Origin of the sequence: Streptomyces ruber (genome assembly GCF_014648075.1) — a bacterium.
GTDB classification, from domain to species: domain Bacteria; phylum Actinomycetota; class Actinomycetes; order Streptomycetales; family Streptomycetaceae; genus Streptomyces; species Streptomyces ruber.
On record NZ_BMQK01000002.1, the window covers coordinates 33,188 to 58,420 of the forward strand.

At 72.5% G+C, this 25,233-nt stretch carries 22 protein-coding genes; 12 read left to right on the plus strand and 10 right to left on the minus strand.

What is annotated here, in order from left to right; genetic code table 11:
* Window positions 1–57: 57 nt before the first annotated feature.
* The 4 genes from IEZ04_RS05010 to IEZ04_RS05025 form a co-directional block, all read right to left on the minus strand.
* Window positions 58–1,014 (minus strand): amino acid ABC transporter permease, encoded by a 957-nt coding sequence (locus tag IEZ04_RS05010; RefSeq protein WP_189215442.1) that lies wholly within the window; start codon window positions 1,012–1,014, stop codon window positions 58–60.
* A complete protein-coding gene (locus tag IEZ04_RS05015) occupies window positions 1,011–1,679 on the minus strand; it encodes an amino acid ABC transporter permease (RefSeq protein WP_189215443.1) in 669 nt (222 codons plus the stop codon). Before IEZ04_RS05015 ends, IEZ04_RS05010 begins: the two co-directional genes overlap by 4 nt.
* Before the next feature lie 75 nt (window positions 1,680–1,754).
* A complete protein-coding gene (locus IEZ04_RS05020) occupies window positions 1,755–2,585 on the minus strand; it encodes a glutamate ABC transporter substrate-binding protein (RefSeq protein WP_189215444.1) in 831 nt (276 codons plus the stop codon).
* Window positions 2,586–2,763: 178 nt separating this feature from the next.
* Entirely contained in the window at window positions 2,764–3,540 is a 777-nt protein-coding gene (locus IEZ04_RS05025) for an amino acid ABC transporter ATP-binding protein (RefSeq protein ID WP_189215445.1), read from the minus strand.
* Window positions 3,541–4,009: 469 nt separating this feature from the next.
* Between IEZ04_RS05025 and IEZ04_RS05030 the strand changes: the two genes are divergently transcribed.
* Complete coding sequence (locus IEZ04_RS05030) at window positions 4,010–4,696, plus strand: response regulator transcription factor (RefSeq protein ID WP_189215446.1); 687 nt, start codon at window positions 4,010–4,012, stop codon at window positions 4,694–4,696.
* A gap of 9 nt (window positions 4,697–4,705) precedes the next feature.
* Complete coding sequence (locus tag IEZ04_RS05035; RefSeq protein WP_189215447.1) at window positions 4,706–6,136, plus strand: sensor histidine kinase; 1,431 nt, start codon at window positions 4,706–4,708, stop codon at window positions 6,134–6,136.
* A gap of 15 nt (window positions 6,137–6,151) precedes the next feature.
* On the opposite strand, the gene IEZ04_RS05040 is transcribed toward IEZ04_RS05035, so the two are convergent.
* The gene (locus IEZ04_RS05040) at window positions 6,152–7,147 is read right to left on the minus strand and encodes a TAXI family TRAP transporter solute-binding subunit (protein ID WP_189215448.1); all 996 of its coding nucleotides are present in this window, start codon (window positions 7,145–7,147) and stop codon (window positions 6,152–6,154) included.
* A gap of 153 nt (window positions 7,148–7,300) precedes the next feature.
* Complete coding sequence (locus IEZ04_RS05045; protein ID WP_189215449.1) at window positions 7,301–8,494, minus strand: N-acetylmuramoyl-L-alanine amidase; 1,194 nt, start codon at window positions 8,492–8,494, stop codon at window positions 7,301–7,303.
* A gap of 228 nt (window positions 8,495–8,722) precedes the next feature.
* Here IEZ04_RS05045 and IEZ04_RS05050 point away from each other — a divergent pair, with 228 nt between their 5' ends.
* The 3 genes from IEZ04_RS05050 to IEZ04_RS05060 all read left to right on the plus strand — a co-directional run bounded on the left by IEZ04_RS05050 (window position 8,723) and on the right by IEZ04_RS05060 (window position 11,467).
* On the plus strand, window positions 8,723–9,127 hold the full coding sequence (locus tag IEZ04_RS05050; RefSeq protein ID WP_189215450.1) for a pyrophosphohydrolase domain-containing protein: 405 nt from the start codon (window positions 8,723–8,725) through the stop codon (window positions 9,125–9,127).
* 79 nt (window positions 9,128–9,206) lie between these two features.
* On the plus strand, window positions 9,207–10,724 hold the full coding sequence (gene miaB / locus IEZ04_RS05055; RefSeq protein WP_189215451.1) for a tRNA (N6-isopentenyl adenosine(37)-C2)-methylthiotransferase MiaB: 1,518 nt from the start codon (window positions 9,207–9,209) through the stop codon (window positions 10,722–10,724).
* Between the two features lie 29 nt (window positions 10,725–10,753).
* Complete coding sequence (locus IEZ04_RS05060; protein WP_189215452.1) at window positions 10,754–11,467, plus strand: class III extradiol dioxygenase subunit B-like domain-containing protein; 714 nt, start codon at window positions 10,754–10,756, stop codon at window positions 11,465–11,467.
* Window positions 11,468–11,532: 65 nt separating this feature from the next.
* Here IEZ04_RS05060 and IEZ04_RS05065 read toward each other — a convergent pair whose 3' ends face one another.
* Window positions 11,533–11,781 carry an antitoxin gene (locus tag IEZ04_RS05065; protein WP_189215453.1) on the minus strand — a complete coding sequence of 83 codons (249 nt, stop codon included), beginning with the start codon at window positions 11,779–11,781 and terminating at the stop codon, window positions 11,533–11,535.
* A gap of 24 nt (window positions 11,782–11,805) precedes the next feature.
* The gene (locus IEZ04_RS05070) at window positions 11,806–12,030 is read right to left on the minus strand and encodes a hypothetical protein (protein WP_308429780.1); all 225 of its coding nucleotides are present in this window, start codon (window positions 12,028–12,030) and stop codon (window positions 11,806–11,808) included.
* A gap of 288 nt (window positions 12,031–12,318) precedes the next feature.
* On the opposite strand from IEZ04_RS05070, the gene miaA reads away from it, so the two are divergent.
* The 6 genes from miaA to hflX all read left to right on the plus strand — a co-directional run bounded on the left by miaA (window position 12,319) and on the right by hflX (window position 20,686).
* Window positions 12,319–13,257: a tRNA (adenosine(37)-N6)-dimethylallyltransferase MiaA gene (gene miaA, locus IEZ04_RS05075; RefSeq protein ID WP_189215455.1), complete on the plus strand. Its 939-nt coding sequence runs from the start codon at window positions 12,319–12,321 to the stop codon at window positions 13,255–13,257.
* 101 nt (window positions 13,258–13,358) lie between these two features.
* Complete coding sequence (locus IEZ04_RS05080) at window positions 13,359–13,904, plus strand: hypothetical protein (RefSeq protein WP_373296253.1); 546 nt, start codon at window positions 13,359–13,361, stop codon at window positions 13,902–13,904.
* 64 nt (window positions 13,905–13,968) lie between these two features.
* On the plus strand, window positions 13,969–14,838 hold the full coding sequence (gene dapF, locus IEZ04_RS05085) for a diaminopimelate epimerase (RefSeq protein ID WP_189215456.1): 870 nt from the start codon (window positions 13,969–13,971) through the stop codon (window positions 14,836–14,838).
* Between the two features lie 297 nt (window positions 14,839–15,135).
* Window positions 15,136–17,274 (plus strand): RelA/SpoT family protein, encoded by a 2,139-nt coding sequence (locus tag IEZ04_RS05090; protein ID WP_189215457.1) that lies wholly within the window; start codon window positions 15,136–15,138, stop codon window positions 17,272–17,274.
* 173 nt (window positions 17,275–17,447) lie between these two features.
* Window positions 17,448–19,016: a M1 family metallopeptidase gene (locus tag IEZ04_RS05095; RefSeq protein ID WP_189215458.1), complete on the plus strand. Its 1,569-nt coding sequence runs from the start codon at window positions 17,448–17,450 to the stop codon at window positions 19,014–19,016.
* Window positions 19,017–19,189: 173 nt separating this feature from the next.
* Window positions 19,190–20,686 (plus strand): GTPase HflX, encoded by a 1,497-nt coding sequence (gene hflX, locus IEZ04_RS05100; RefSeq protein ID WP_189215459.1) that lies wholly within the window; start codon window positions 19,190–19,192, stop codon window positions 20,684–20,686.
* 136 nt (window positions 20,687–20,822) lie between these two features.
* Here hflX and IEZ04_RS05105 read toward each other — a convergent pair whose 3' ends face one another.
* The gene (locus tag IEZ04_RS05105; RefSeq protein ID WP_373296254.1) at window positions 20,823–22,004 is read right to left on the minus strand and encodes a trypsin-like serine peptidase; all 1,182 of its coding nucleotides are present in this window, start codon (window positions 22,002–22,004) and stop codon (window positions 20,823–20,825) included.
* Between the two features lie 73 nt (window positions 22,005–22,077).
* Window positions 22,078–23,304, minus strand: coding sequence for a trypsin-like serine peptidase (locus IEZ04_RS05110; protein WP_189215461.1), 1,227 nt, complete (start codon window positions 23,302–23,304; stop codon window positions 22,078–22,080).
* A 421-nt stretch (window positions 23,305–23,725) separates the two neighbouring features.
* Between IEZ04_RS05110 and IEZ04_RS05115 the strand changes: the two genes are divergently transcribed.
* Window positions 23,726–25,174: a diaminobutyrate--2-oxoglutarate transaminase family protein gene (locus tag IEZ04_RS05115; RefSeq protein ID WP_189215462.1), complete on the plus strand. Its 1,449-nt coding sequence runs from the start codon at window positions 23,726–23,728 to the stop codon at window positions 25,172–25,174.
* Window positions 25,175–25,233 lie beyond the last annotated feature (59 nt).

Sequence of the window (25,233 nt, forward strand, 5' to 3'; positions counted from 1 at the left end):
CACGCCACTGCCTCCGCTTTTTCACACAACGTCAGTTCATTCCGACCGGCGGGCCGTTCAGTGCGGTGTTCGTCCGTCTCCCTGCGCGGCCGCGGTTCCGCCCCCGGCCCTGGCACCCGGGTCGGCGCCGTGCACACCGACCACCTCGCCCGGCGCGTTCAGGTCGGCCACCTCCTCGGCACCGAGGACCGCGCCCGTGCTCTTCTTGCTGCGCCGCAGCCTGCTCTCCAGCCAGGAGGCGAGGCTGGTGAGGATGAAGTTCAGCACGATGTAGATGACCGCCACCACGATGAAGCTGGGGATGACGTTGGCGTAGTTCGCCGCCAGGGTCTTGCGGGCGTTGAGCAGTTCGGTGAAGTTCAGCATGGCGCCGCCGAGCGCCGTGTCCTTCACGATCACGACGAGCTGGCTGACGATCGCCGGCAGCATCGCGGTGACGGCCTGCGGCAGCAGGATGCTGGTCATCACCTGCGTCTTGCGCATGCCGATCGCCTGCGCGGCCTCCGTCTGTCCCTTGGGCAGCGACAGGATGCCCGCGCGGACGATCTCGGCGAGCACCGAGGCGTTGTACAGGACCAGACCCGTGACCACCGCGTACAGCGGCCGGGAGTCGCTCTCGATGCCGGTGTAGTCCGAGTAGAACTGGTTGGCGAACACCATCAGCAGCAGCACCGGGATGGCGCGGAAGAACTCGACGATCACCGCCGCCGGGACGCGTACCCACTTGTGGTCCGACATCCGGGCGATGCCGAGGGCCGCACCCAGCGGCAGGGCGATGATCATCGCCAGGGCCGCCGCCTTGAGCGTGTTGCCGAGGCCGGGCAGCAGATACGTCGTCCAGGCCGCGCCCTCGACGAAGGGCGTCCACTTGGCCCCCTCCGTCTGGCCCGCGTCGGACATGGTCTGCCATGTCCACCACAGGGCGAGCACCAGCACGACGGCGAAGACCACCGAGAGGATCAGGTTGCGCCGCTTGGCCCGGGGGCCCGGAGTGTCGTACAGGACGGAACTCATCGCTTCACCGCCAGTCGCTTGCCGAGCCATCCGAGAAGCAGGCCGGTCGGCAGCGTCAGCACCACGAAGCCCAGGGCGAAGATCGTGGCGATGAGGAGGAGCTGCGCCTCGTTCTCGATCATTTCCTTCATCAGCAGCGCGGCCTCGGCCACGCCGATGGCCGCCGCCACCGTGGTGTTCTTGGTGAGGGCGATCAGTACGTTGGTCAGCGGGCCGATCACCGTGCGGAACGCCTGCGGGAGCACGATGAGCGTCAGCACCTGGGTGAAGCTCAGCCCCAGGGCGCGGGCCGCCTCCGCCTGGCCGACGGGCACCGTGTTGATGCCGGAGCGCAGCGCCTCGCACACGAACGTGGCGGTGTACGCGCTCAGTCCCAGCACGGCCAGCCGGAAGAACTTCGTGTCGAAGTCGTCGGCCGCGCCGAGGGCGACACCGAAGATGTTGGAGAGGCCCAGCGAGGTGAACACGATGATGACGGTGAGCGGGATGTTCCGCACGATGTTCACGTAGGCCGCGCCGAAGCCGCGCATCAGCGGCACGGGGCTGACCCGCATCGCGGCCAGTAGCGTTCCCAGGACCAGGGAACCGACGGCCGAGAGCAGCGTCAGCTGCACTGTGGTCCAGAACGCCCCTAGGACGTCGTAGCCTTCAAGAAAGTCGAACACGATCTCCCGCGCTTCCGCGTGTGCCGAGGGGAGTGGTGGGCCGCCGCGCCGGACGGCCCGCCACGGGTGCCTGCCTTACTGGACGATGTCGCCGATCTTCGGGGCGGGCTCGTTCTCGTAGTTCGCCGGGCCGAAGTTGTCCTCGACGGCCTTGTCCCACGCCTTCTCGCTGACCATCTTCTCCAGGGCGGCGTTGATGTCGTCGAGCAGCTCGGTCTCGCCCTTCTTGACACCGATGCCGTAGTTCTCGTTGCTCAGCTCCAGGCCGGCCAGCTTGAACTTGCCCTTGTACTGCTCCTGCGCCGCGTAGCCCGCGAGGATCGAGTCGTCCGTGGTCAGGGCGTCGACCGCACCGCTCGCCAGACCGTCCAGGCACTCGGAGTACGTGCCGGTCTCCTGCAGGTTGGCCTTGGGCGCGAAGTCGTCCTTGACGTTCTGCGCGGAGGTGGAGCCGGCGACCGAACACAGCTTCTTGCCGTTGAGGTCCTCGCCCTTGGTGACGTTCTCGTCGGCGCGGACCAGCAGGTCCTGGTGCGCGAGGAGGTAAGGGCCGGCGAAGTCGACCTTCTCCTTGCGCTCGTCGGTGATCGAGTAGGTCGCCGCGATGAAGTCGACGTCGCCGCGCTCCAGGGCGTTCTCACGGTCGGCGCTCGGCGTCTCCCGCCACTCGATGTCCGCCTCGTCGTAACCGAGCTCCTTGGCCACGTACTTCGCGACGTCGACGTCGAAGCCCGTGTAGCTGCCGTCGGGCGTCTTGAGGCCGAGGCCCGGCTGGTCGAACTTGATGCCGATGGTGATCTTGTCGCCGCCCGAACCGCTGTCGCTGCCGCCGCCACCGCAGGCGGTGGCGGTCAGGGCGAGCACGAAGGCGGTGGCCGAGGCGGCGGTGACCTTGCGGAGCTTCATGGTGAACATCCTTTGCGTGGTGACGAGAAGCGGGCCGTCGGTGCGGGCGACGGTGCGTCGGCTGCGGGTGGCGCGGGAGCCGGGCCCTGCGGGTGAGCAGGTAGGGAAGACGCCTCCGAGGAGAGGAAGGGACCCCTCGGAGGCGCGGGACCCGGTGACCAGGCCCTTGTCGTGGACCTCAGTGGTGCAGGATCTTCGACAGGAAGTCCTTGGCCCGGTCGCTGCGCGGGTTGCTGAAGAACTGGTCGGGCGTCGCCTCCTCGACGATGCGCCCGTCGGCCATGAACACGACCCGGTTGGCGGCCGACCGCGCGAAGCCCATCTCGTGGGTGACGACGATCATGGTCATGCCGTCACGCGCGAGCTGCTGCATGACCTCCAGGACCTCGTTGATCATCTCGGGGTCGAGCGCGGAGGTCGGCTCGTCGAAGAGCATGACCTTCGGGTCCATCGCCAGTGCCCGCGCGATCGCCACCCGCTGCTGCTGACCGCCGGAGAGCTGGGCGGGGTACTTGTCCGCCTGCGTGCCCACGCCGACGCGGTCGAGCAGGGCGCGTGCCTTCTCCTCGGCCTTCGCCTTGTCGGCCTTGCGGACCTTCACCTGCCCGAGCACGACGTTCTCGAGCACCGTCTTGTGCGCGAAGAGGTTGAAGGACTGGAACACCATGCCGACGTCGGCACGGAGCCGGGCGAGCCCCTTGCCCTCCGCGGGCAGCGGCTTGCCGTCGATCGTGATGCTGCCGGAGTCGATCGTCTCCAGGCGGTTGATGGTGCGGCACAGGGTGGACTTACCGGACCCGGAGGGTCCGATCACCACGACGACCTCACCCCGGGCGATGGTCAGGTCGATGTCCTGGAGCACGTGCAACGCGCCGAAGTGCTTGTTGACGTCCTTCAGGACGACCAGGTCGTCGGTCGCGGCCACGCTCTCCTTGGCCACCGATACTTCGGTCATCGCTTACTGGCTCCGTCCTCCTCGGTTTCGGAGGACAGTAGTGACCCTACGCGACCAGCGTCATTACATCTGAGGGGAAATTGAGCATAACGATCCGATAGCAGATCATCACGCTGCGTGGTGGACCATGGTGGCCGATTACCGCCCTGTACCGGCTGGGTAACGCCGGACGACACCCACTTGACGCCGTCCTCGGTCATCGGCGTCACTGCCAGGAGACACACGCGCGCGTGCCCGCGTTCTCCGCGCGTTGCGATCTCGTTCACGCGAACGCGACCCGTGCGGCCGGAATTCGGCGTCCGCGCGCGGGAACCGTACGGCCGACCCACTCCGAGACGAAAGACGCACCCGTCACTCGCCGAGACCGACACAGCCCCCTTCACAGAGACCGACACGCACCCATTCACAGGAACCGACACCCACAGCGACCGCCGCGCACAGACACCACCGCACACCGGAGGGGGACCGAATGAGACTGCTGCTCGTGGAGGACGACAACCACGTCGCCGCCGCCCTCTCCGCGGTGCTGGCCCGGCACGGCTTCCGGGTCACACACGCCCGCAGCGGCGAGGAGGCACTGCAGGCACTCGTGCCCGGCAGCGCCGGCTTCGGCGTGGTGCTGCTCGACCTCGGCCTGCCCGACCAGGACGGCTACGAGGTCTGCGGCAAGATCCGCAAACGCACCAGCACCCCCGTCATCATGGTCACCGCCCGCTCCGACGTGCGCTCACGCATCCACGGCCTGAACCTCGGAGCGGACGACTACGTCGTCAAGCCCTACGACATCGGCGAGCTGCTCGCCCGCATCCACGCCGTCAGCCGGCGCCGGGCGGCCGACGACAGACCGGGGACCGCGGCGGGCGTGATCGGACTCGGACCCGTGCACATCGAACTGCCCACCCGCCAGGTCAGCGTGGACGGCATGGTGGTCCAGCTGACCCGCAAGGAGTTCGACCTGCTGGCGCTGCTCGCCCAGCGCCCCGGAGTGGTCTTCCGCCGGGAACAGATCATCAGCGAGGTGTGGCGCACCAGTTGGGAGGGGACGGGGCGCACCCTGGAGGTGCACGTCGCGTCCCTGCGCTCCAAGCTGCGCATGCCCGCACTGATCGAGACAGTGCGCGGAGTCGGGTACCGGCTCGTCACCCCCGCGGCATAGCGTGCCCGGGTGCGCACTCGTCTGCTTCCGCTGCTCATCGTCCTCATGGCCGCCGTGCTGCTGGCGCTCGGTATCCCGCTGGCGGTGAGCCTGGCGACCGCCAAGCAACAGCAGGTGGTCGTCGACCGCATCGACGACACGGCGCGCTTCGCGGCCCTCGCGCAGTACGTCACCGACCGTTCCGCCGGTGCACCGGCCGACGGCACGAGCGAGCGCCGCGAGACCCTGCAGCGGGAGCTCGACCGCTACCACGAGGTGTACGGCATCCGCGCGGGCGTCTTCGAGCGCGGATGCAAGGTCGAGCGCGAGGCGGAGTGCGGGGCCATGGCGGCGGCCCCGCGCCGCTGGACGGTGCCCGAGGCGGGCGGAGGCCTCGACGCCTACGGCGAGGCGCTGCTGGGACGGCGCAGCCACGACCCGAAGCAGGTGTGGCCCTGGGAACGCGGCCGGCTCGTCGTCGCGTCGCCCGTCGTCCGGGACGGCGACGTCGTCGCCGTCGTCGTCACCGACTCGCCCACCGACCGGATGCGGTCGGCCACCCTGCGCGGCTGGCTGGTCATCGCGGCGGGCCTGGTCGCCGCGATGCTCCTCGCCGTCGGTGCCGCGCTGCGGCTGACCGGCTGGGTCCTCAAGCCCGTACGGGACCTGGACGCCACCGCCCACGACATCGCCACCGGACGGCTGAAGTCCCGGGTCCCGGTGGCCGGCGGGCCGCCCGAGTTCCGGCGGCTGGCCCGGTCGTTCAACGAGATGGCCCACAACGTGGAGGAGGTCCTGGAGCAGCAGCGCGCCTTCGTCGCCGACGCCTCGCACCAGCTGCGCAACCCCCTGGCCGCGCTGCTGCTCCGCATCGACCTGCTCGCCCTCGAACTGCCCAGCGACAACGAGGAGATCGCCTCCGTGCGCGCCGAGGGCAAGCGGCTCGCACAGGTCCTCGACGACCTGCTCGACCTGGCGCTCGCCGAGCACGCCGAGGCGGATCTCGCGCTCACCGACATCGGTGAACTGGCCGCCGAGCGGGTCGCCGCATGGGGTCCGGTGGCCGAGAGCAAGGGCGTACGGCTGCTGGGCGACTGCCCGCCCACCACCGCCTGGGCCGACCCGATCGCCTTGTCGAGCGCGCTGGACGCCGTGATCGACAACGCGCTGAAGTTCACTCCGGAGGGACAGGACGTCTCGGTGACGGTGTCCGCCGACGGCGAGGTCTCCACGGTCGTCGTCGCCGACAGCGGGCCCGGACTCGGCGAGGAGGAGCTCGGCCGCATAGGCGACCGCTTCTGGCGCAGCCCGGGGCACCAGAACATCAAGGGCTCCGGGCTCGGTCTGTCCATATCCCGCGCGCTCCTCGCGGCGGGCGGCGGATCGATCGCGTACGCCCACCACGAACCGCAGGGGCTCAAGGTGACGGTGACGGTGCCGAGGAGCGGGCCGCTCGCCTGAGAGAGGGCCCGGGCCCTACGGCTTCACCGAGCGGTAGTAGCGCCGTGCGCCCTCGTGCAGGTTCACGGGGTCGGTGTAGATGGCCGTGCGCAGGTCCACGAACTGGGCCGAGTGGACGTGCGAGCCGATGTCGTCGCGGCTGTTGATCACCGTCCGGGTGAGCCACTCGGTCAGCCGGGGGTCCACGTCCGCGCGCGTGATGAGCAGGTTCGCCACGGTGAGCGTCTGTATGGGGTGTCCCGGGCGGCCGGACCCGTACGCGTCGGCCGGCATCACCGAGGACCGGTAGTGGCCGAAGACGTCGTCCTGCTCGTGCAGGCTGTCCACGGTGGCGGCGTCGATCTCCACGAACCGGAAGTCGTCCGACTCGACGAGCTTCTCCAGCCCGTCCGTCGGCAGCCCGCCCGACCAGAAGAAGGCGTCGATGCCGCCGCTGCGCAGCCGCTCCGGTCCCTCCGCGATGCTGTCCGCCTCCGGCACGACGTCCTGCCGCGGATCCAGCCCGGCCGCCCGCAGCACCCGGTCCGCGATCAGCCGTACCCCGGAGTCGTCCGGTCCCACGCCGACCCGCTTGCCCTCGAGGTCCTTGATCTCCTCGATCCCCGACGCACGCGACACGACGAGCTGCACGTAGTCGTCGTACAGCCGGGCGATGCCGCGCAGCCGCTCGTGACCGGGCTGCCGGTTCTGCCGGTACGCCTCCACCGCGTCGGCCGCGGCGATGGCGAAGTCGGCCCCGCCGTCGGCCACGCGCTTCACGTTCTCCTGCGAGCCCTCGCTCGGCCGCAGCTCCACCTTCAGACCGGGCATGTCCTCGTGGATCGCGTTGCGCAGGCGGTTCCCGTACTCGTGGTAGACGCCCTTCTCCGTCCCGGTGCTGATCGTGATCGTTCCGGTCGGGGGCTCCTCGCGCGGCCACAGCCACCACAGGAGCAGCCCCAGGACCACGAGCGCCGCCGTGACGGCCGGCAGGCGGCGGTGGGCGCCATAGCGGCGGAGTGCCTCGAACATGGCGTGATCCTGCCAGGTCAGGGGGCGGCGGCCAAGGGCCGCGGGCGGCCGGGACGGAGCCGTTACCTCCCTCCGCCGCCCCGCGGGCGACGGTCCGGCCGCGTGCCGCGCGGCGCCGGGCCCGCGCACCGCGGACCCGGCACGCGCGAGGTCCTAGAGGCCGTCCGCCACCGCCGAGCGCAGGCGGTCCAGCTCCCGGTACATCCTCCCGCCCGGGCACTTCGTCCTCATCCAGTCCCGGTGGCCGCTGATCTCCGGCACCTCCTTGCGGGTGTCGTCCACGGGGTTCGTGTACGTCACGCGCGCGTACGGGTCGACACCGTGCTGCCGTACCAGCACACGGACCAGACGGGTCAGCGCCTTCCGGGCGGCCCGCGAGGGACCCTGCTCCGTCAGGTTGCCGATCAGGGCGATGCCCAGGTTCCCGGAGTTGCAGCCGCCGACGTGGAAGGCGGTCACCACCCTGCCGTCGGCGTCGTGTCCGGGCAGTCCGTCGCCGCCGGTATGGCGTCCCTCGTAGACGCGGCCCCGATGGTCGACGAGGAAGTGGTAGCCGATGTCGCCCCAGCCGTTGGTCATGGTGTGGAGCTGGTAGATACCGCGCACCGTGGCGGCCGGGTGCGGGTCGGCGTTGGACGTGGCGGTGTGGTGCACGGTGATGGTCTGGAAGGGGTGGTAGGCGGCCGGTGTCCGCTCCGCGCCGTCCTCGTCGTACCGCAGCGACTCGTCCGCGCCCCAGGCCGCCCGGGACACGTAGGCGAGGCCGCGCATCCGCGTCGTGTGCCTCGGGACGGTCATCGCCCGCCGCGGACCGCGTGTGGTGTCGAGCGCCAGCGACCGCAGTCCGGTCGCCCCGGCGGGCGCCCTCAGCTCGTAGCCGGCGGCCTGACCGGCGGGGATCAGCAGCCCGCCGCCGTCGGCGGGGGAGCAGCCGCTCGTGGGGAACGCCCGCCAGGCGCCCTCGGTCCCGTCGGCGCCGCGCAGCCGGATGCCGCCGCCGGTGGCCTCCGGCGCGCCCTCCCAGCGCACGCCCACGAAGCCGATGGGGAAGGCGGCCGACACGGGCGCCTCGCCGACGGCCGCCTCGGCGCGGGTCACGGGGAAGGTCTCGGCCATGAGGCCGGCCCGCGCGGCGGCGGCGACGGCGGTGCCCGCCCCGGCCGTGCCGGCCTCGACGGGGTCCGCTCCGACGGTGTCCGGCCCGGGGGTGTCCGGTTCCGTCGGCCCGGCCGTCACGGCCGGTGTGATCACGGCCCCGGCGGCGACGGCGCCCGCGGCGCCGATCAGGGCGCGCCGGGTGACGTGGGACTGCGCCCGGTGGGCGGGAGAGGCGGGAGGAACGGTCACGGCGGGTCCTCAACATTCCTGGTCGTACGGCGTCTGCCGGAGTACGGACGACCGGCCGCCCGGGTGCGCCCGGGTCGGCCGTGCTTGTGAAGACCCAACGGAGCGTAGGGGGTTACGTCACCGCCTTCCATGGCGCGTCCCGCCGTCGGCGGTCCGCCGTATCGCTGTCGGCCGTCCGCCCCGACGCACGGGCGGGGGCGGACGGACGGGTGTGGTGAGGGTTGCCGGATGCAGCCCTCACCCGCCACGTCCGTCCATGAGTTCCACCGTGCCTTCGGGCTCGACGCGCGCACCGTGCCGACGGAGGCGTCACCGGAGCTCGCCGCCCACCGGGCCGAACTGCTCGCGGAGGAGGCCGCCGAGGTCGCTGAGGTGGCCGTCACGGGCCCGCTGGACCGGCTGGCGCACGAACTGGCCGACGTGGTGTACGTGGCGTACGGCACCGCGCTCGTCCACGGGATCGACCTGGACGAGGTGATCGCCGAGATCCACCGCGCCGACATGTCCGAGCGGGGCCCCGACGGGCACGTGGCCCGGCGGGCGGACGGCAAGGTGCTGAAGGGCGAGCACTACCGGGCGCCGGACGTGGCGGGGGTGCTGCGCCGGCAGGGATGGCGGGACGGGCAGGGCTGACGCGGGGAGCGGGCCGCGTACCGACGGCCGGCGACGGCCGGAGGCGGAGGCTCCCCGGTACACCGCCTACCCTGGTGGCATGAGCAGCAGTGACCGGAGCCAGGCAGCGGGCGTCAAGACCTACGAAGTACGCACCTACGGGTGCCAGATGAACGTCCACGACTCCGAGCGCTTGTCCGGTTTGCTCGAGGAGGCGGGGTACGTCCGCGCCCCCGAGGGCACCCGCGAGGGCGACGCCGACGTCGTCGTCTTCAACACCTGCGCCGTCCGGGAGAACGCCGACAACCGCCTCTACGGCAACCTCGGCCGTCTCGCCCCCATGAAGGCCGCCCGCCCCGGCATGCAGATCGCCGTCGGCGGCTGTCTGGCGCAGAAGGACCGCGACACCATCGTGAAGAAGGCGCCCTGGGTGGACGTCGTCTTCGGCACGCACAACATCGGCAAGCTGCCGGTGCTGCTGGAGCGCGCCCGCGTCCAGGAGGAGGCGCAGGTCGAGATCGCCGAGTCGCTGGAGGCGTTCCCCTCCACGCTGCCGACCCGCCGCGAGAGCGCGTACGCCGCCTGGGTGTCCATCTCGGTCGGCTGCAACAACACCTGCACGTTCTGCATCGTCCCGGCGCTGCGCGGCAAGGAGAAGGACCGCCGCCCCGGCGACATCCTCGCCGAGGTCGAGGCCCTGGTCGCCGAGGGCGTCTCCGAGATCACGCTGCTCGGCCAGAACGTCAACGCGTACGGCTCCGACATCGGTGACCGCGAGGCGTTCAGCAAGCTGCTGCGGGCCTGCGGGAACATCGAGGGCCTGGAGCGCGTCCGCTTCACCTCGCCGCACCCGCGCGACTTCACCGACGACGTGATCGCCGCCATGGCCGAGACGCCGAACGTGATGCCGCAGCTCCACATGCCGCTCCAGTCCGGCTCGGACACCGTCCTGAAGGCGATGCGCCGCTCGTACCGGCAGGAGCGTTACCTCGGGATCATCGAGAAGGTCCGCGCGGCCATCCCGCACGCGGCCATCACCACCGACATCATCGTGGGCTTCCCCGGCGAGACCGAGGAGGACTTCGAGCAGACCCTGCACGTGGTGCGCGAGGCGCGGTTCTCGCAGGCCTTCACCTTCCAGTACTCCAAGCGCCCCGGCACCCCCGCGGCCACCATGGAGAACCAGATCCCCAAGGAGGTCGTCCAGGCGCGCTACGAGCGTCTCGTCGCCCTCCAGGAGGAGATCTCCTGGGAGGAGAACAAGAAGCAGGTCGGCCGCACCCTGGAGCTGATGGTCGCCGAGGGCGAGGGCCGCAAGGACGGCGCCACCCACCGCCTCTCCGGCCGCGCCCCCGACAACCGCCTGGTGCACTTCACCAAGCCGGAAGCGGAGGTCCGCCCCGGCGACGTGGTGACCGTGGAGATCACCTACGCCGCCCCGCACCACCTCCTCGCCGAGGGCGCCGTCCTGGACGTGCGCCGCACGCGCGCGGGGGACGCCTGGGAGAAGCGGAACGCCAAGCAGGACGCCAAGCCGGCCGGCGTGCTGCTCGGTCTGCCGAAGATCGGTGTCCCGGAGCCGCTGCCGCTCGCCACCACGGGCTGCGGCTGCGACTGATCCCGGCATACGGGACTACGCTGCTGATCATGCTTGTAGCCGCCGCCGTCTGTCCCTGCCCGCCGCTGCTCGTGCCCGAGGTCGCCGCCGGGGCGGCGCCCGAACTGGACGCCGCGCGGGCCGCGTGCGCCACCGCGCTCGGGGTGCTGGCCACCGCGCTCCCCGACCGGCTCGTGGTGGTGGGGCCGGCCGGGGAGACCCTTCCGTACCCGCAGGGCACGGCGGGCTCCTTCCGCGGCTTCGGTGTCGACGTCGACGTACGTCTCGGGCCCGGCGAGCCGGACGGCACGGCCGCGGAGACCGGTCTGCCGACCTCCCTCGCGGTCGCCGCGTGGCTGCTGGCGCGCACGGAGTGGGCCGACACGCCCGTCGAGGGGCTCGGCGTGGCGCAGCACCTCCCGGCCGGCCGGTGCGTGGACACGGGACGGGAGATCGCGGCACGGTCGCCGCGTGTGGCGATGCTGGTGATGGGCGACGGCAGCGCGTGCCGCACGCTCAAGGCGCCGGGGTACCTCGACGAGCGCGCGGCCGGCTTCGACGCGGAGGTCGCGCGGGCGCTCGGCTCGGCCGACGGCGCCGCCCTGAAGGCGCTCGACACCGGCCTGGCGCACGACCTCAAGGCGGCCGGCCGGGCCCCGTGGCAGCTCCTCGCGGGCGCCGCCGAGGGCACGGGCCTGTCGGGCTCGTTGCTCTACGAGGACGCCCCCTACGGCGTGGGGTACATGGTGGCCACCTGGTCCTGAGCCATGGGACGGCGGTGGGCGGCCGCGGAGTGCTCCGCGGCCGCCCACCGCCGTCGTCATGCGGCTCAGGAGGCCGGAGGACGGGGCGGGGGCCCGGCTCCGTCGTCCTTGTGCGCGAGCCGGTCCATGGCGCCCTTGGCCTTGTCCGTGCCCATGTGGATCCGGTCGCTGTACCTGCCCTTGGTCCTCTCGTCGACCATGTGCGCGGCTTTGTCGAGACCCCGCTCGACCTTGCCCCCGTGTTCCTTCGCGAGACCCGAGATCCTGCTCGTGGCGGGGCCGCATTTGGCTTTCAGACTGTCCAGGAGACCCATGGGTCCACCTTCCTCGCGGAGCGGTTATGTGCGGGCGCCCTCGCCGGCCGTGTCGTCCGCGGCGTCGTCCGCGGCCCCGGCGGCGGTCTGCTGCGCCGGGATCTCCACGTCGTCGGTCCCGCCGGGGTTGTCCGGCGCGTCCTTCCCGCCGTCCTCGGTGCCCGGCACCGCCGCCTCGGTGACGGCACCGGCCCCGGACGCCTCCGGGGTGCCCGCCGCCTCCGGCGTCCCGGCCTCTCCGGGTGTCACCGGCCCGTCCGCTTCTGACTCCTCCGTCGGAGCGGCGGCCAGTGCCTTTCCGGTCGACGCCTCTTCCGCCGCCTTCGACCTCCGCAGAAGTCGTGCAAAAACGCCCATATACACTCCAACATTACTCGTACGGGCGAAATCTCGCGTCGCCCGGTGCGTCCGATTGCCTCGCCCGGCCGCCGGCGCCGGGATACCGGCGGTCCGAACCTCGCAACAGGAACGACACCGACCGTGTCGCGTCACGTAACTCGTTCGAGGGGAGGATGTGAGGTTTGCGAGACTGGGGCGGTGAGCAGCGCACCCTCCGCCCCCCGTGTCATCGCCGTCGTCGGACCCACCGCGGCCGGCAAGTCCGATCTCGGCGTCTTCCTGGCCCAGCGCCTCGGCGGTGAGGTCGTCAACGCCGACTCGATGCAGCTCTACCGGGGGATGGACATCGGTACCGCCAAACTGACGCCCGAGGAACGCGGTGACGTCCCGCACCACCTGCTGGACATCTGGGACGTGACCGTCACTGCCAGCGTCGCCGAGTACCAGCGGCTCGCCCGCGCGCGGATCGACGCGCTGCTCGCCGAGGGGCGCTGGCCCGTCCTGGTGGGCGGTTCCGGGCTGTACGTCCGCGGCGCCGTCGACAACCTGGAGTTCCCCGGCACCGACCCCGAGATCCGGGCCCGGCTGGAGGAAGAGCTCGCCCTGCGCGGCTCCGGCGCCCTGCACGCCCGCCTGGCCGCCGCCGACCCCGAGGCCGCGCAGGCGATCCTGCCCAGCAACGGCCGCCGCATCGTGCGCGCCCTGGAGGTCATCGAACTCACCGGCAAGCCGTTCACCGCCAACCTCCCGGGACACGACTCCGTCTACGACACCGTGCAGATCGGCGTAGACGTGGCCCGTCCGGAACTGGACGAGCGCATCGCCCGCCGGGTCGACCGCATGTGGGACGCGGGGCTCGCCGACGAGGTGCGCGCCCTGGAGGCGCGCGGGCTGCGCGAGGGGCGTACCGCGTCGCGCGCGCTCGGCTACCAGCAGATGCTCGCCGCGCTCGCCGGGGAGTGCTCCGAGGAGGAGGCGCGGGCCGAGACGGTGCGCGCCACCAAGCGTTTCGCGCGCCGCCAGGATTCCTGGTTCCGGCGCGATCCCCGGGTGCACTGGCTGAAGGGCGGCGCGGCGGACGTCACGGAACTGCACGGGCACGCGCTCGCATTGGTCGAACGACCGGTCACAGCCTGATCACGTCCTGGCATCGGGACGCTCAGGCCGTCATCCGGGCCTTCGGGACCGTGCCATCATCGAGCTTCGATCGACCAGTGGAAGCCTAGTTGGGAGGGCGCGTGGCGATGGAGGCCGGCCCTCGCGACACCGCGCAAGGAGCGGGCGGTGACGTCGCGGCACCCGCGACCCCCGCGGCCCAGGAGCAGCGGACCCTCGAGGAGTACCGCCCGGACCCGGAGGCCGGTCCGCTGAGTCCCGACGGCCCCGAGGAGCAGCCGCCGGACGGAGTGACCGCCGACGGACCGGCGCCGGACGAGATGTCCGGACCGGAGGTCGAGGTGGAGCTGCGCCCGCAGCGGCGGATGCGGATCTGGCAGCTCGCGCCCATCGTGGGCCTGGGCGCGGTCGGTTCGCTGATGTTCGCCTTCCCGCTCGCCTTCGAGTTCGGCGACGGCGGCGCCGTGGTCGCCATGCTGGGCCTGCTGATCTGCGCCTGTGCGGCCGGCTGGGGGATGATGGCCGCCCGCCGGGTCGGCAGCACCTGGCCGGGACTGCCGCAGCGCGGATCGGGCCGGCGCCCGGACTGGCGCGTGGTGCTCGCGTACGCGGTGGTGGTCGCCGTCCTGGTCGGCCTGGCCGTGTGGCGCGTCGCCCGGCTGCGCTGAGGCCCGTCGCGCGACCGGCACCCGCGCCGCCGGGGCTGCCGTACCCACCCCGTACGATCGAGGAATGAGCACGCGGATCGCCTTCCTCAAGGGGCACGGCACCGAGAACGACTTCGTGATCGTCCCGGACCCCGAGAACGCCATCGACCTGCCCCCGGCCGCCGTCGCCGCGCTGTGCGACCGCCGCGCGGGCATCGGCGGTGACGGTCTGCTGCACGTCGTGCGGTCCGCCGCGCACCCCGAGGCGCGGGCGATGGCGGCCGAGGCGGAGTGGTTCATGGACTACCGCAACGGCGACGGCTCGGTCGCCGAGATGTGCGGCAACGGCGTGCGGGTCTTCGCCCGGTACCTGCAGCACGCGGGCCACGCGGCCGAGGGCGACCTGACGATCGCCACGCGCGGGGGCGTGAAGACCGTGCACCTCGCCAAGGACGGCGACGTCACCGTCGGCATGGGCCGGGCCCGCCTTCCCGAGGGCGACGTCACGGTGGCCGTCGGCGAGCGCTCCTGGCCCGCGCGCAACGTGAACATGGGCAACCCGCACGCGGTCGCCTTCGTGGACGACCTCGGCCACGCCGGCACCCTGTACGAAGCCCCCTCCTTCAGCCCGGCCGCCGCCTACCCGGACGGGGTCAACGTGGAGTTCGTGGTGGACCGCGGCCCCGGGCACGTGGCGCTGCGCGTGCACGAGCGCGGGTCCGGCGAGACCCGCTCGTGCGGCACGGGCGCGTGCGCCGTGGCCGTGGCGGCGGCCCGCCGTGACGGCGCCGACCCGGCGGTGACGGGGCTGCCTGCGACGTACACCGTCGACGTGCCCGGCGGCACCCTGGTGATCACCGAGCGCCCGGACGGCGAGATCGAGATGACCGGCCCCGCGGTGATCGTCGCCGAGGGGGAGATCGACGCCGAGTGGCTGGAAAGCGCGGTGCGCTGATGCGCTCCGCGGCTCGGCATAGCAGCGCACGGGGCGCCGCGGAACACGGAATCGCACGTGACGAGCGCGTGCGCGATCGATTCCACGGTCCGCGGTGTTCCGCATGGCGCGAAACCGTAAACACCACCCGCCTCGCTCGAATGGGTGATCCGTTTCACGCTCGGCGAGAGGCGGTCAACCGGGCGTGGTGGGCTCGATAGCATCAAGCACCGGTCCGGACGGGGGAACGACGCCCACCCCTGAGCCGCCGTATGCCCAAGGGCACCCGTCCGCCGGTCCACGGAGCCGGAGGTGCCCATGAGTGCGGAGGCCACGAACCCCCTCACGCCCGCCACTGTGACGACCGCGAGTCACCGCAGGAAGAACCGCCCGCGCATCGATCTGCGCCGCCTCGGCCGGGCCGCCGTGCTCGGCCCGGCCGCCCGCGACCGGCTGCCGGACGCCATCGGCCATGTGGTCGAGGCCCACCGCGCCCACCACCCCGACGCCGATCCCGACATCCTGCGCCGCGCCTATCTGCTCGCCGAGTCCTCGCACCGCGGCCAGATGCGCAAGAGCGGCGAGCCGTACATCACGCACCCGCTCGCCGTGACGCTGATCCTCGCGGAACTCGGCGCCGAGACCACGACCCTGACGGCCTCGCTGCTGCACGACACGGTCGAGGACACCGAGGTGACGCTCGAGCAGGTCGGTGCCGAGTTCGGCGAGGAGGTCCGCTACCTCGTCGACGGCGTCACGAAGCTGGAGAAGGTCGACTACGGGGCCGCCGCCGAACCCGAGACCTTCCGCAAGATGCTCGTCGCCACCGGCAACGACGTCCGCGTGATGTCGATCAAACTCGCCGACCGGCTGCACAACATGCGCACGCTGAGCGTGATGCGCCGCGAGAAACAGGAGCGCATCGCCAAGGTCACCCGCGACGTGCTGATCCCCCTCGCCGAACGGCTCGGCGTCCAGGTCCTCAAGACCGAGCTCGAGGACCTGGTCTTCGCGATCCTGCACCCCGAGGAGTACGAGCGCACCAGGGAACTGATCGCCGGCAACGCGGACCGGGCGGCGCGCGACGGCGACACCCTGTCCGAGACCGCCGACGAGGTGCGCGGGGTGCTGCGGGAGGCCGGCATCCAGGCCGAGGTCGTCATCAGGCCCCGGCACCACGTCTCCGTGCACCGCGTCGCCCGCAAGCGCGGGCAGCTGCGCGGCGCCGACTTCGGACGGATCCTGGTGCTCGTGGGGGAGGACGCCGACTGTTACGCGGTCCTCGGTGAGCTGCACACCTGTCTCACCCCGGTCGTCTCCGAGTTCAAGGACTTCATCGCCGTACCCAAGTTCAACCTGTACCAGTCGCTGCACACCGCCGTCGCGCGCCCGGACGGGCAGGTGGCCGAGGTCCTCATCCGTACGCACCAGATGCACCGGGTCGCCGAGGCCGGCGTCGTCGCGCTCGGCAATCCCTACGCGCCGGGGGCCGACGACCCGTCCGACGGCGAGCGCGCCGACCCCACCCGCCCCGGCTGGCTCTCCCGCCTCCTCGACTGGCAGGAATCGGCGCAGGACACCGACATGTTCTGGTCCACCCTGCGCGAGGACCTCGCCCAGGACCGCGAGATCACCGTGTTCCGCCCCGACGGGGGCGCACTGGGGCTGCCCGAGGGCGCGAGCTGCGTGGACGCCGCGTACGCCCTGTACGGGGAGGACGCGCACGCCTGTATCGGCGCCCGGGTCAACGGCCGGCTGGCGACGCTCAGCACGGTCCTGAAGGACGGCGACACGGTGCAGCTCCTGATGGGCCAGGACGTGGCCTCGGAGCCCTCCCGGGAATGGCTGGAGCACGCGCACACACCCGGCGCGCGCATCGCCATCCAGCGCTGGCTGGCCACCCATCCCTCGGACCCCGGCACCGGCACCGCCGCCGAGGACCCCGCCCCGCGCCCCGGCGGCGGTGGCGCCCGGCACGTGCCGGACGCGCCCGCCCCGCGCCCGGCCTCCGAGAGCGTCGTCGTCGACCGGCCGGGCACCGGCGCCCGCCTCGCGCGCTGTTGCACACCGGTACCGCCCGACGAGATCACCGGCTTCCTCGTGCGCGGGGGCGTGGTCACGGTCCACCGCGTGGAGTGCGCCGGTGCGGCGCGCATGCGGTCCGCGGAGCGCGCGGAAGTCGGCGTGCGCTGGGGCGACACCGGGGAGTGCCGTGTCACGCTGGTCGCCGAATCCTTCCAGCGGCCGCACCTCCTCGCCGACCTGACCGAGGCCATCGCGCTGGAGGGCGTGGCGATCGTCTCGGCCACCGTCGAGCCCCCCACCCAGCAGCGCGTCCGCCACACCTACACGCTGCAGCTCCCGGACGCCGCGCACCTGCCCGCCCTGATGCGCGCGATGCGCGATGTCGCGGGCGTCTACGACGTCGGCCGCGCCCAGCACCCGGCCGCGCAGTAGCACCCGGTCGCGGGCGGTCGCAGAGACCTTTCAGCAACGGCCGGCCGCACGGCACGCGCGCGGGACACAGGTCCGGGGCGTTCGCGCCGGGAGGAGTCGTCGGGTGCCCCCGTTCGAGTGGGCTCGGCGCGCGTCGTCGTCGCGGAGCGCCGGCGCGCTGATAGCCGTGGTCCATGCTGCTCACACCCCGCTCCAGGACCCGTGGCGCCCAAGGGGCCCGGCCCGTCTCCCGGCCCCGTCGCGCCAGGGCGGCCCTGCTCGCCTCCGCCGTCTCCGTCTGTCTGCTCGCCGCGAGCGCGCCACCGCCGGCCGAACCCCTCGGCGTCGGCGACCGGCTCTTTCCCGACCTCGGCAACCCGGGGTACGACGTCACGTCGTACGACCTCGCCTTCACCTACTCCGGCGACAACAGGAAGCCGCTCTCCGCCGTCACCACCGTCGTGGCGCGGACGACGTCCCGGCTGGAGCGCGTCAACCTCGACTTCGCCCACGGCGAGGTCGAGTCCGTCCGGGTCGACGACGCGCCCGCCACCTTCGCCAGTGCGCGAGAGGACCTGGTCGTCACCCCCGAGGAACCGCTCGACGAGGGCAGCACGGTGCGCATCACCGTGCGGCACACCAGCGACCCCGTGTCCGCGGGCCGGGAGGGCGGCTGGCTGCGCACCCGGGACGGCCTCGTCATGGCGGGCCAGGCCGACGCCGCCCACAGGGTGTTCCCCTGCAACGACCACCCCTCCGACAAGGCGATGTTCACCTTCCGGATCACCGCGCCCGCCGGGTACAGAGCCGTGGCCAACGGTCTGCCCGCCGGTGAGGGCCACACCACCAGGTCGACGACCTGGACGTACCGCACCGAGCACCCCATGGCCACCGAGCTCGCCCAGATCGCGATCGGCCGCTCCGCGGTGCTCCACCGGTCCGGACCGCACGGCCTGCCCGTCCGCGACGTGGTCCCCCGCAAGGACCGCGGCACACTGGAACGGTGGCTCGGCAAGACCCCCGGCCACATCGCCTGGATGGAGGGCAAGGTCGGCCGGTACCCCTTCGAGACGTACGGCCTGCTGGTCGCCGACGCGAAGACGGGCTTCGAACTGGAGACGCAGACGCTCTCCCTGTTCGAGCGGCAGCTCTTCACCCGGCGCGAGTTCCCGGAGTGGTACGTCGACTCGGTGATGGTCCACGAACTGGCACACCAGTGGTTCGGCAACAGCGTCAGCCCGCGCACCTGGTCCGACCTGTGGATCAGCGAGGGCCACGCCACCTGGTACGAGGCGCTGTACACGGAGGAGAAGGGCGGCAGGACCCTGGAGGAGCGCATGAGGCTGGCCTACGCCGCGTCCGACGGCTGGCGCGCCGCCGGAGGACCACCGGCGGCTCCCAAGGCGGCGGAGCCCGGCCGGAAGAGCGCCATCTTCCGGCCCAACGTCTACGACGGCGCCGCGCTCGCCCTGTACGCCCTCCGGCAGGAGATCGGCCGTTCCGCCTTCGAACGGCTGCAACGCGCCTGGGTGTCGCTGCACCGCGACGGGACGGCCGGCACGGACGACTTCCGGGAACTGGCCTCCGCCATGGCGGGACGCGACCTCGACGGCTTCTTCCGCGCCTGGCTGTACGGGGAGCGGACGCCCCCGATGCCGGGCCACCCGGACTGGAAGCCCGCTCCGCAGACGAAGCCCGCACCGGAGGGCGGGCCCGAGCCGGAGACGAGGCCCGCGGCGCCGGGACGGTCCGGAGCGGAATAACACGGTGCCGATACGGGCCGTGCCGTGCGACCATCTTCCGGTCGGCGTCGCGGCCCGGCCCCTCGGGGCGGCGGTACCGGGAATCTCCCGGGGTACCCGGACGTTGTCATGAGTGACGGAGCACAGCCGTCGCCGTTCGAGCAGTCATCGACTCCCATCGACGTAAGGATCCAATGACCTCCTCTTCTTCCCCTTCCCAGGCCGCACAGAGTGTCATCGAGCAGAACTATTCCGACGGTCTCCGGGCCGATGCCCTGATGGAAGAGGACGTCGCCTGGAGCTACGAGATCGACGGAGAGCGGGACGGCGACCAGTTCGACCGCTCCGAGCGCGCGGCGCTGCGCCGCGTGGCCGGCCTCTCCACCGAGCTCGAGGACGTCACCGAGGTCGAGTACCGCCAGCTCCGCCTGGAGCGCGTCGTCCTCGTGGGTGTCTGGACCTCGGGAACCGCTCAGGACGCCGAGAACTCGCTGGCCGAGCTGGCCGCCCTCGCGGAGACCGCGGGCGCGCTCGTGCTCGACGGCGTGATCCAGCGCCGCGACAAGCCGGACGCGGCGACCTACATCGGCTCCGGCAAGGCGGGCGAGCTGCGGGACATCGTGCTGGAGTCCGGCGCGGACACCGTCATCTGCGACGGTGAGCTCAGCCCCGGCCAGCTCATCCACCTCGAGGATGTCGTCAAGGTCAAGGTCATCGACCGTACGGCCCTGATCCTCGACATCTTCGCCCAGCACGCCAAGTCCCGCGAGGGCAAGGCGCAGGTGGCGCTCGCGCAGATGCAGTACATGCTGCCGAGGCTGCGCGGCTGGGGCCAGTCGCTGTCCCGGCAGATGGGCGGCGGCAAGGGCGGCGGCCTCGCCACCCGCGGTCCCGGTGAGACCAAGATCGAGACGGACCGGCGGCGGATCCGCGAGAAGATGGCGAAGATGCGCCGGGAGATCGCGGAGATGAAGACCGGCCGCGAGATCAAGCGCCAGGAGCGCCGGCGCAACAAGGTGCCCTCGGTCGCCATTGCGGGCTACACCAACGCCGGCAAGTCCTCGCTGCTCAACCGCCTCACGGGCGCGGGTGTGCTGGTGGAGAACGCCTTGTTCGCGACCCTCGACCCGACCGTGCGCCGGGCCGAGACCCCGAGCGGGCGGCTGTACACGCTGGCGGACACCGTCGGGTTCGTCCGCCACCTGCCGCACCACCTCGTCGAGGCGTTCCGCTCCACGATGGAGGAGGTCGGCGACTCCGACCTGATCCTGCACGTGGTGGACGGTTCGCACCCGAACCCGGAGGAGCAGCTGGCCGCCGTGCGCGAGGTGATCCGGGATGTCGGCGCCACCGGCGTGCCCGAGATCGTCGTGATCAACAAGGCGGACGCGGCCGACCCGCTGTCGCTCCAGCGGCTGCTGCGGATCGAGAAGCGCGCCATCGCCGTCTCGGCCCGTACCGGCCAGGGCGTCGACGAACTGCTCGCACTGATCGACAACGAGCTGCCGCGGCCGTCGGTCGAGCTCGAGGTGCTGGTGCCGTACACGCTGGGCAGGCTGGTCGCCCGCGCCCACACCGAGGGCGAGGTGATCTCCGAGGAGCACACCGCGGAGGGCACGCTGCTCAAGGTGCGGGTCCACGAGGAACTGGCCGCGGACCTGGCGCCGTACGTACCGGCACCCGCGGTCTGATCCACCGCACGCGCCCCGGCCGTCAGCGGACCGGCCGCACGCACCACGGACGGAGGCCCGCCCCCCCGCGAACGTGTGGGGGCGGGCCTCCGCACAGGCGCAGACCGGCATCGCGCGGTGTGCGTCCGGCCGACGGCTACCGGCCGCCGTACCGGGCGCCCATCGTGTCGTACACGCGCTTGGCGTCCCCGCCCAGTCGCGGTCCGGCGAGCCAGGCGCCGTCGACCGGGCCGATCGACGTGTTCGACACCAGTTCGAGCCGGTCGCCGACGCGCCGGAACCAGCCGCCGCCGGACGCGCCACCGGTCAGGGGGCAGCCGACGCGGTACATCGTCGGCAGCTCCGGGCCCAGCGACAGACGGCGGGGCCGGTCGACGCAACGGAACATCGTGAGGCCGTCGTACGGGGGTGCGGCCGGGTAACCCCACACGCTCACGGGGCCGACCTCGGACACGGGCGGCGCGGAGAAGTCCACGGGCAGGGCCGTGCCGACCGTCTCCTCCAGCGACCTGCCGCCCGACTCCGGGCGTACGCGCAGGACCGCGTAGTCGTACGCGGCACCGGCGCCCCCGGTCTCTGAGCCGTTCCTGATCCACTGCTCGGAGGTGGCGGCCCGGTCCGCCCACCACAGGCCGTACGGGGCGACCTCCCGCTCGGTGGCGTCCGCCAGCCCGGCCTCGGACCTGCCCAGGTCGTTGAAGGCCGGGACGAAGGCGATGTTGCGGTACCAGCCGCCCGACCTGCCCGCGTGCACGCAGTGGCCCGCCGTCCACACCAGGTTGGACTTTCCCGGGTGGTACACGTCCCGCACGACCGTGCCCGAGCAGACCAGGGAGCCCCCGGGGGAGTCGAAGAAGAGCTTGCCCATGGGAGCGGCGTACTCGCGATACGGGGTGCGTTCGGGCACGGCTTCGGCCAAGGGCGGCGGGGGATCGCTGAGCTGCCGGTGGGCGAGGGCGTCCCGAGCCGGGACGGTCTTCCCGGCCGCGTCGGCGGACCGCATCCGGTCGGGCTGCCACAGCCCCGCGATCACCGGGTTGACGAAGTCCTCGGCCGCACCGGACCACCGGTCCCAGTCCCGCCACCCGCCGTCCCGCCAGTGGTCGACGTCGATGCCCAACCGGCTGAGCCGGTCGGCGAGGCTGTCGCCGGTGCGGCCCGGCGGCCGGGAGACGCCGCCCGCGCCGCCGTGACCCGGCTCGCAGGCCGTCGCGGTCAACGCCAGCGCCACGGCGACTCCCGCCGCGGCGAGTACACGGTGCCGAAGTGCGGAGAACATGGTGCGCCCCCCGGTGGACTGCTGTCTGGCGCGCCTCATCGCGTGCGGCGCGCGGGAGCGGACAACGGGTGGGCGGAAGCGTATCCGGGCGCCCGGCCCGCCCGCGCGCACATCACTGCCCGGCGAACTTCTCGCTCACCGCTTCGTAGACGCCCTCGGCCTCCGTGCCCAGCCGCGGACCCGCCAGCCAGCCCGCGCTCACGGGGCCGATGGAGGTGTTGGACACCAGCGCCGGCCTGCCGTCCGAGCCGGTCGCCACCCAGCCGCCGCCGGACGCGCCGCCGGTCATGGTGCAGCCGATGCGGTACATCGTCGGGTCCGACGCGAGGAGCGACAACCGGCCGGGCGCGTCCGTGCACTGGTACAGCGTCTGGCCGTCGTAGGGCGCCGAGGCCGGGTACCCGGTCGCGGTGATGCTCTCCACGTCCGGCACCGCCGGCGCGTCGAAGTCCACGGGCAGCGCCGAACCGACCGTCTCCTCCAGCGACCTGCCGTCGCCGCCCTCCTCCGGCGTCACATGGATGACCGCGAAATCGTACGACGCGCCGTCACCGCCGGTCCGACCGCCCTGCTCGATCCACTGCTCGGAGGACTGCGCCCAGTCGGCCCACCAGACGCCGTACGGAGCGATCTCCTCCTTCGTGGCGGTCTGCACGTCCGCCGCGCTCATCGCGCTGTCGTTGTACGACGGCACGAACGCGATGTTGCGGTACCAGCCGCCCGACCTGCCCGCGTGCACGCAGTGACCGGCCGTCCACACCAGGTTCGACCTGCCCGGGTTGGCCGGGTCCTCGACCACGGTCGCCGAGCAGACCATCGTGCCCTCGGGCGAGTCGAAGAACACCTTGCCCGCCTCGGGCACGTTGTCGTGGTACCCCGCCGGCACGGCACTGGCCTGTACGGGCGCCGGAGTCGGATCGGTCACGCCCCGGTCACCCGTGAGGTCGCTCGCGTCGACCTCCTTCTGCGGCTCCTCCGCCTCCCGCATCCGGTCCGGGTCCCAGAGGTCCTGGATGATCGGGTTGACGAAGTCCTCGGCCTCGCGCAGCCAGTCCTGCCGGTCCCAGTCCTTCCAGGCGCCGTCGCGCCACTTGTCGACGTCGATCCCGTGCTCTTTCAGCTTGTCCTTGATGCGGTCCGGGATCTCGATCCTGCCGTCCTTCCCCGGGGAGTCCTCGGTGGCGGGCGCCGCGTCCGCGCCGCCGTCGTCGCCCGAGCCACAGGCCGTGGCGGTCAGCGCGAGCGCCATGGCCAGCCCGACGGCGGCCGGCACGGGGGAGGTTCTGCGGCGCGCGCCCCGGACTCGGCGGGCGGCGAAGAGCGGACGTATGGATCGCATGGTGTGAAACTCCCCCTGGAGCGCTGGAGCGAAGAATCCTGTGCTGCCGAAGCGGTCGGCCTCCGCGGCGGACACCGGCCGCACACCTCCGGTCGCGTACGTCTCCTCTTCGTACGCGCCCCCGCGCGCGGCCCGGTACGGTTCGCCGCACCGTGTTCCGGTGTGAACTCCCGTGCCAGGAGGTCCGTCCGTGACGGCATCACACAGTATGCGGTCGCCGTGTGCGACCGCCGCGCGGCACTTCCGGCGGACCGGCGACGGTCGCGTCACGAGTGATCCCGCCGGGCCGCCCGTCCGCCGCGCAACGATCTCCGGCTCGCCCGCTTCCCGGTGCGCGCCGCGTCGTTGGTACGGCAAGGGGCCCGCCGTCCGTGCTCGGGCCCCGGCCGACTCGCTGCCGGAAGCGGAAGGAACCGCCGTCGTGGGTGTGACCGAGTCCGCGGACATCACCGCGGAGCGCGGACCCGAGGGAACGCGTGCAACGAAGGGGTACGGCGAGGAGCGGGGGAGCGCGAGCGTGCGAGCGGCGCACGGCGGTGTTCCGCGCCGTCAGCCGGCCCGTGAGCCGGCGGCCCGCACCTATGCGCACGCGCTGCCCGTCGTGCCGGTGCGGGCACGCGGGCTGACCATCGAGGGCGCGGACGGGCGCCGCTACCTGGACTGCACGTCCGGCGCGGGCGCGCTCGCGCTCGGCCACAACCACCCCGTGGTGCTGGAGGCGATCCACGGCGTCCTGGACTCGGGGGCGCCGCTGCACGCCCCCGGCCTGGCGACGCCCGTCGAGGACGCCTTCACCACCGAGCTGTGGCGGACGCTGCCGCCCGGACTCGCGGACCACGCGCGCGTGCGGTTCTGCGGACCGGCCGGGACGGACGCGGTGCAGGCGGCCTTCGCGCTGGTGCGCGCCGCGACCGGGCGCTCCGGGATGCTCGCCTTCACCGGCGCCCACCACGGGACGGCCGGGAACGCCCCCGAAGCCGCCGAAGCCGCCGAGACCTTCGCGGACGTGGCCGGGGCGCGGGTGACGCGGCTGCCCTATCCCCAGGACTTCCGCTGCCCGTTCGGCGTGGGCGGCGAGCACGGTGCCGAACTCGCCGCCCGCTGGACGGAGTCCCTGCTCGACGACGCGCGCCCCGGTACGCCCCGGCCCGCCGGGATGATCGTCGAACCCGTCCAGGACGAGGGCGGGGTGGTCCCCGCGCCGGACGGCTGGATGCGCCGGATGCGCGAGATCACCGCCGCGCGCTCCATCCCGCTGATCGCGGACGAGGCACAGACCGGCGTGGGCCGCACCGGACGCTTCTGGGCGGTGGAGCACAGCGGCGTCGTGCCCGACGTGATGGTCCTGTCGAAGGCCGTCGGCGGCAGCCTGCCCCTGGCCGTCGTGGTCCACCGCGACGACCTCGACGTACCGGGACCCGACGGTCGCGTGGGCACCTTCCGCGGCAACCAGCTGGCCATGGCCGCCGGCACGGCCACCCTCTCGTACGTCCGTGAGAACCGTCTCGCCGAGCGCGCCGAGGCGCTGGGCGCCCGGGTGCTCGGCCGACTCCGGGAGCTGTGGCAGCGATTCCCGTGCGTCGGTGACGTACGCGGCCGCGGGCTGATGGTCGGCGTGGAACTGGTCGGTCCGGAGGGGGCTCCGGCCGGCTCCACCCCGCGGCCGGCCGCCCCCGCACTCGCCGCCGCGGTACGGAGGGAGTGCCTGCGGCGCGGCCTCATCGTGGGACTCGGCGGGCACCATGCCGCCGTCGTACGTCTGCTGCCGCCCCTGACGATCACGGACGAGCAGGTGGACGCGGTGCTCGACCGGCTGGTGGACGCGGTGGCGGCCGTGTGCTCGACTCATCCCTCGACTGAAGGTGACTGAGGTAACTGAAGGGACTGAGGTGACTGAAGGTGACCCGATGTGACCGCGGTGACTGAAGG

What these genes read in the sequence shown, in the direction of transcription:
- IEZ04_RS05010 (WP_189215442.1), bottom strand. Translation starts at nt 1,014, where the DNA reads ATGAGTTCCGTCCTGTACGACACTCCGGGCCCCCGGGCCAAGCGGCGC.
- IEZ04_RS05020 (WP_189215444.1), bottom strand. Translation starts at nt 2,585, where the DNA reads ATGAAGCTCCGCAAGGTCACCGCCGCCTCGGCCACCGCCTTCGTGCTC.
- IEZ04_RS05025 (WP_189215445.1), bottom strand. Translation starts at nt 3,540, where the DNA reads ATGACCGAAGTATCGGTGGCCAAGGAGAGCGTGGCCGCGACCGACGAC.
- IEZ04_RS05030 (WP_189215446.1), top strand. Translation starts at nt 4,010, where the DNA reads ATGAGACTGCTGCTCGTGGAGGACGACAACCACGTCGCCGCCGCCCTC.
- IEZ04_RS05040 (WP_189215448.1), bottom strand. Translation starts at nt 7,147, where the DNA reads ATGTTCGAGGCACTCCGCCGCTATGGCGCCCACCGCCGCCTGCCGGCC.
- IEZ04_RS05050 (WP_189215450.1), top strand. Translation starts at nt 8,723, where the DNA reads ATGCAGCCCTCACCCGCCACGTCCGTCCATGAGTTCCACCGTGCCTTC.
- miaB (WP_189215451.1), top strand. Translation starts at nt 9,207, where the DNA reads ATGAGCAGCAGTGACCGGAGCCAGGCAGCGGGCGTCAAGACCTACGAA.
- IEZ04_RS05060 (WP_189215452.1), top strand. Translation starts at nt 10,754, where the DNA reads ATGCTTGTAGCCGCCGCCGTCTGTCCCTGCCCGCCGCTGCTCGTGCCC.
- IEZ04_RS05065 (WP_189215453.1), bottom strand. Translation starts at nt 11,781, where the DNA reads ATGGGTCTCCTGGACAGTCTGAAAGCCAAATGCGGCCCCGCCACGAGC.
- dapF (WP_189215456.1), top strand. Translation starts at nt 13,969, where the DNA reads ATGAGCACGCGGATCGCCTTCCTCAAGGGGCACGGCACCGAGAACGAC.
- IEZ04_RS05090 (WP_189215457.1), top strand. Translation starts at nt 15,136, where the DNA reads ATGAGTGCGGAGGCCACGAACCCCCTCACGCCCGCCACTGTGACGACC.
- IEZ04_RS05095 (WP_189215458.1), top strand. Translation starts at nt 17,448, where the DNA reads ATGCTGCTCACACCCCGCTCCAGGACCCGTGGCGCCCAAGGGGCCCGG.
- hflX (WP_189215459.1), top strand. Translation starts at nt 19,190, where the DNA reads ATGACCTCCTCTTCTTCCCCTTCCCAGGCCGCACAGAGTGTCATCGAG.
- IEZ04_RS05105 (WP_373296254.1), bottom strand. Translation starts at nt 22,004, where the DNA reads ATGAGGCGCGCCAGACAGCAGTCCACCGGGGGGCGCACCATGTTCTCC.
- IEZ04_RS05110 (WP_189215461.1), bottom strand. Translation starts at nt 23,304, where the DNA reads ATGCGATCCATACGTCCGCTCTTCGCCGCCCGCCGAGTCCGGGGCGCG.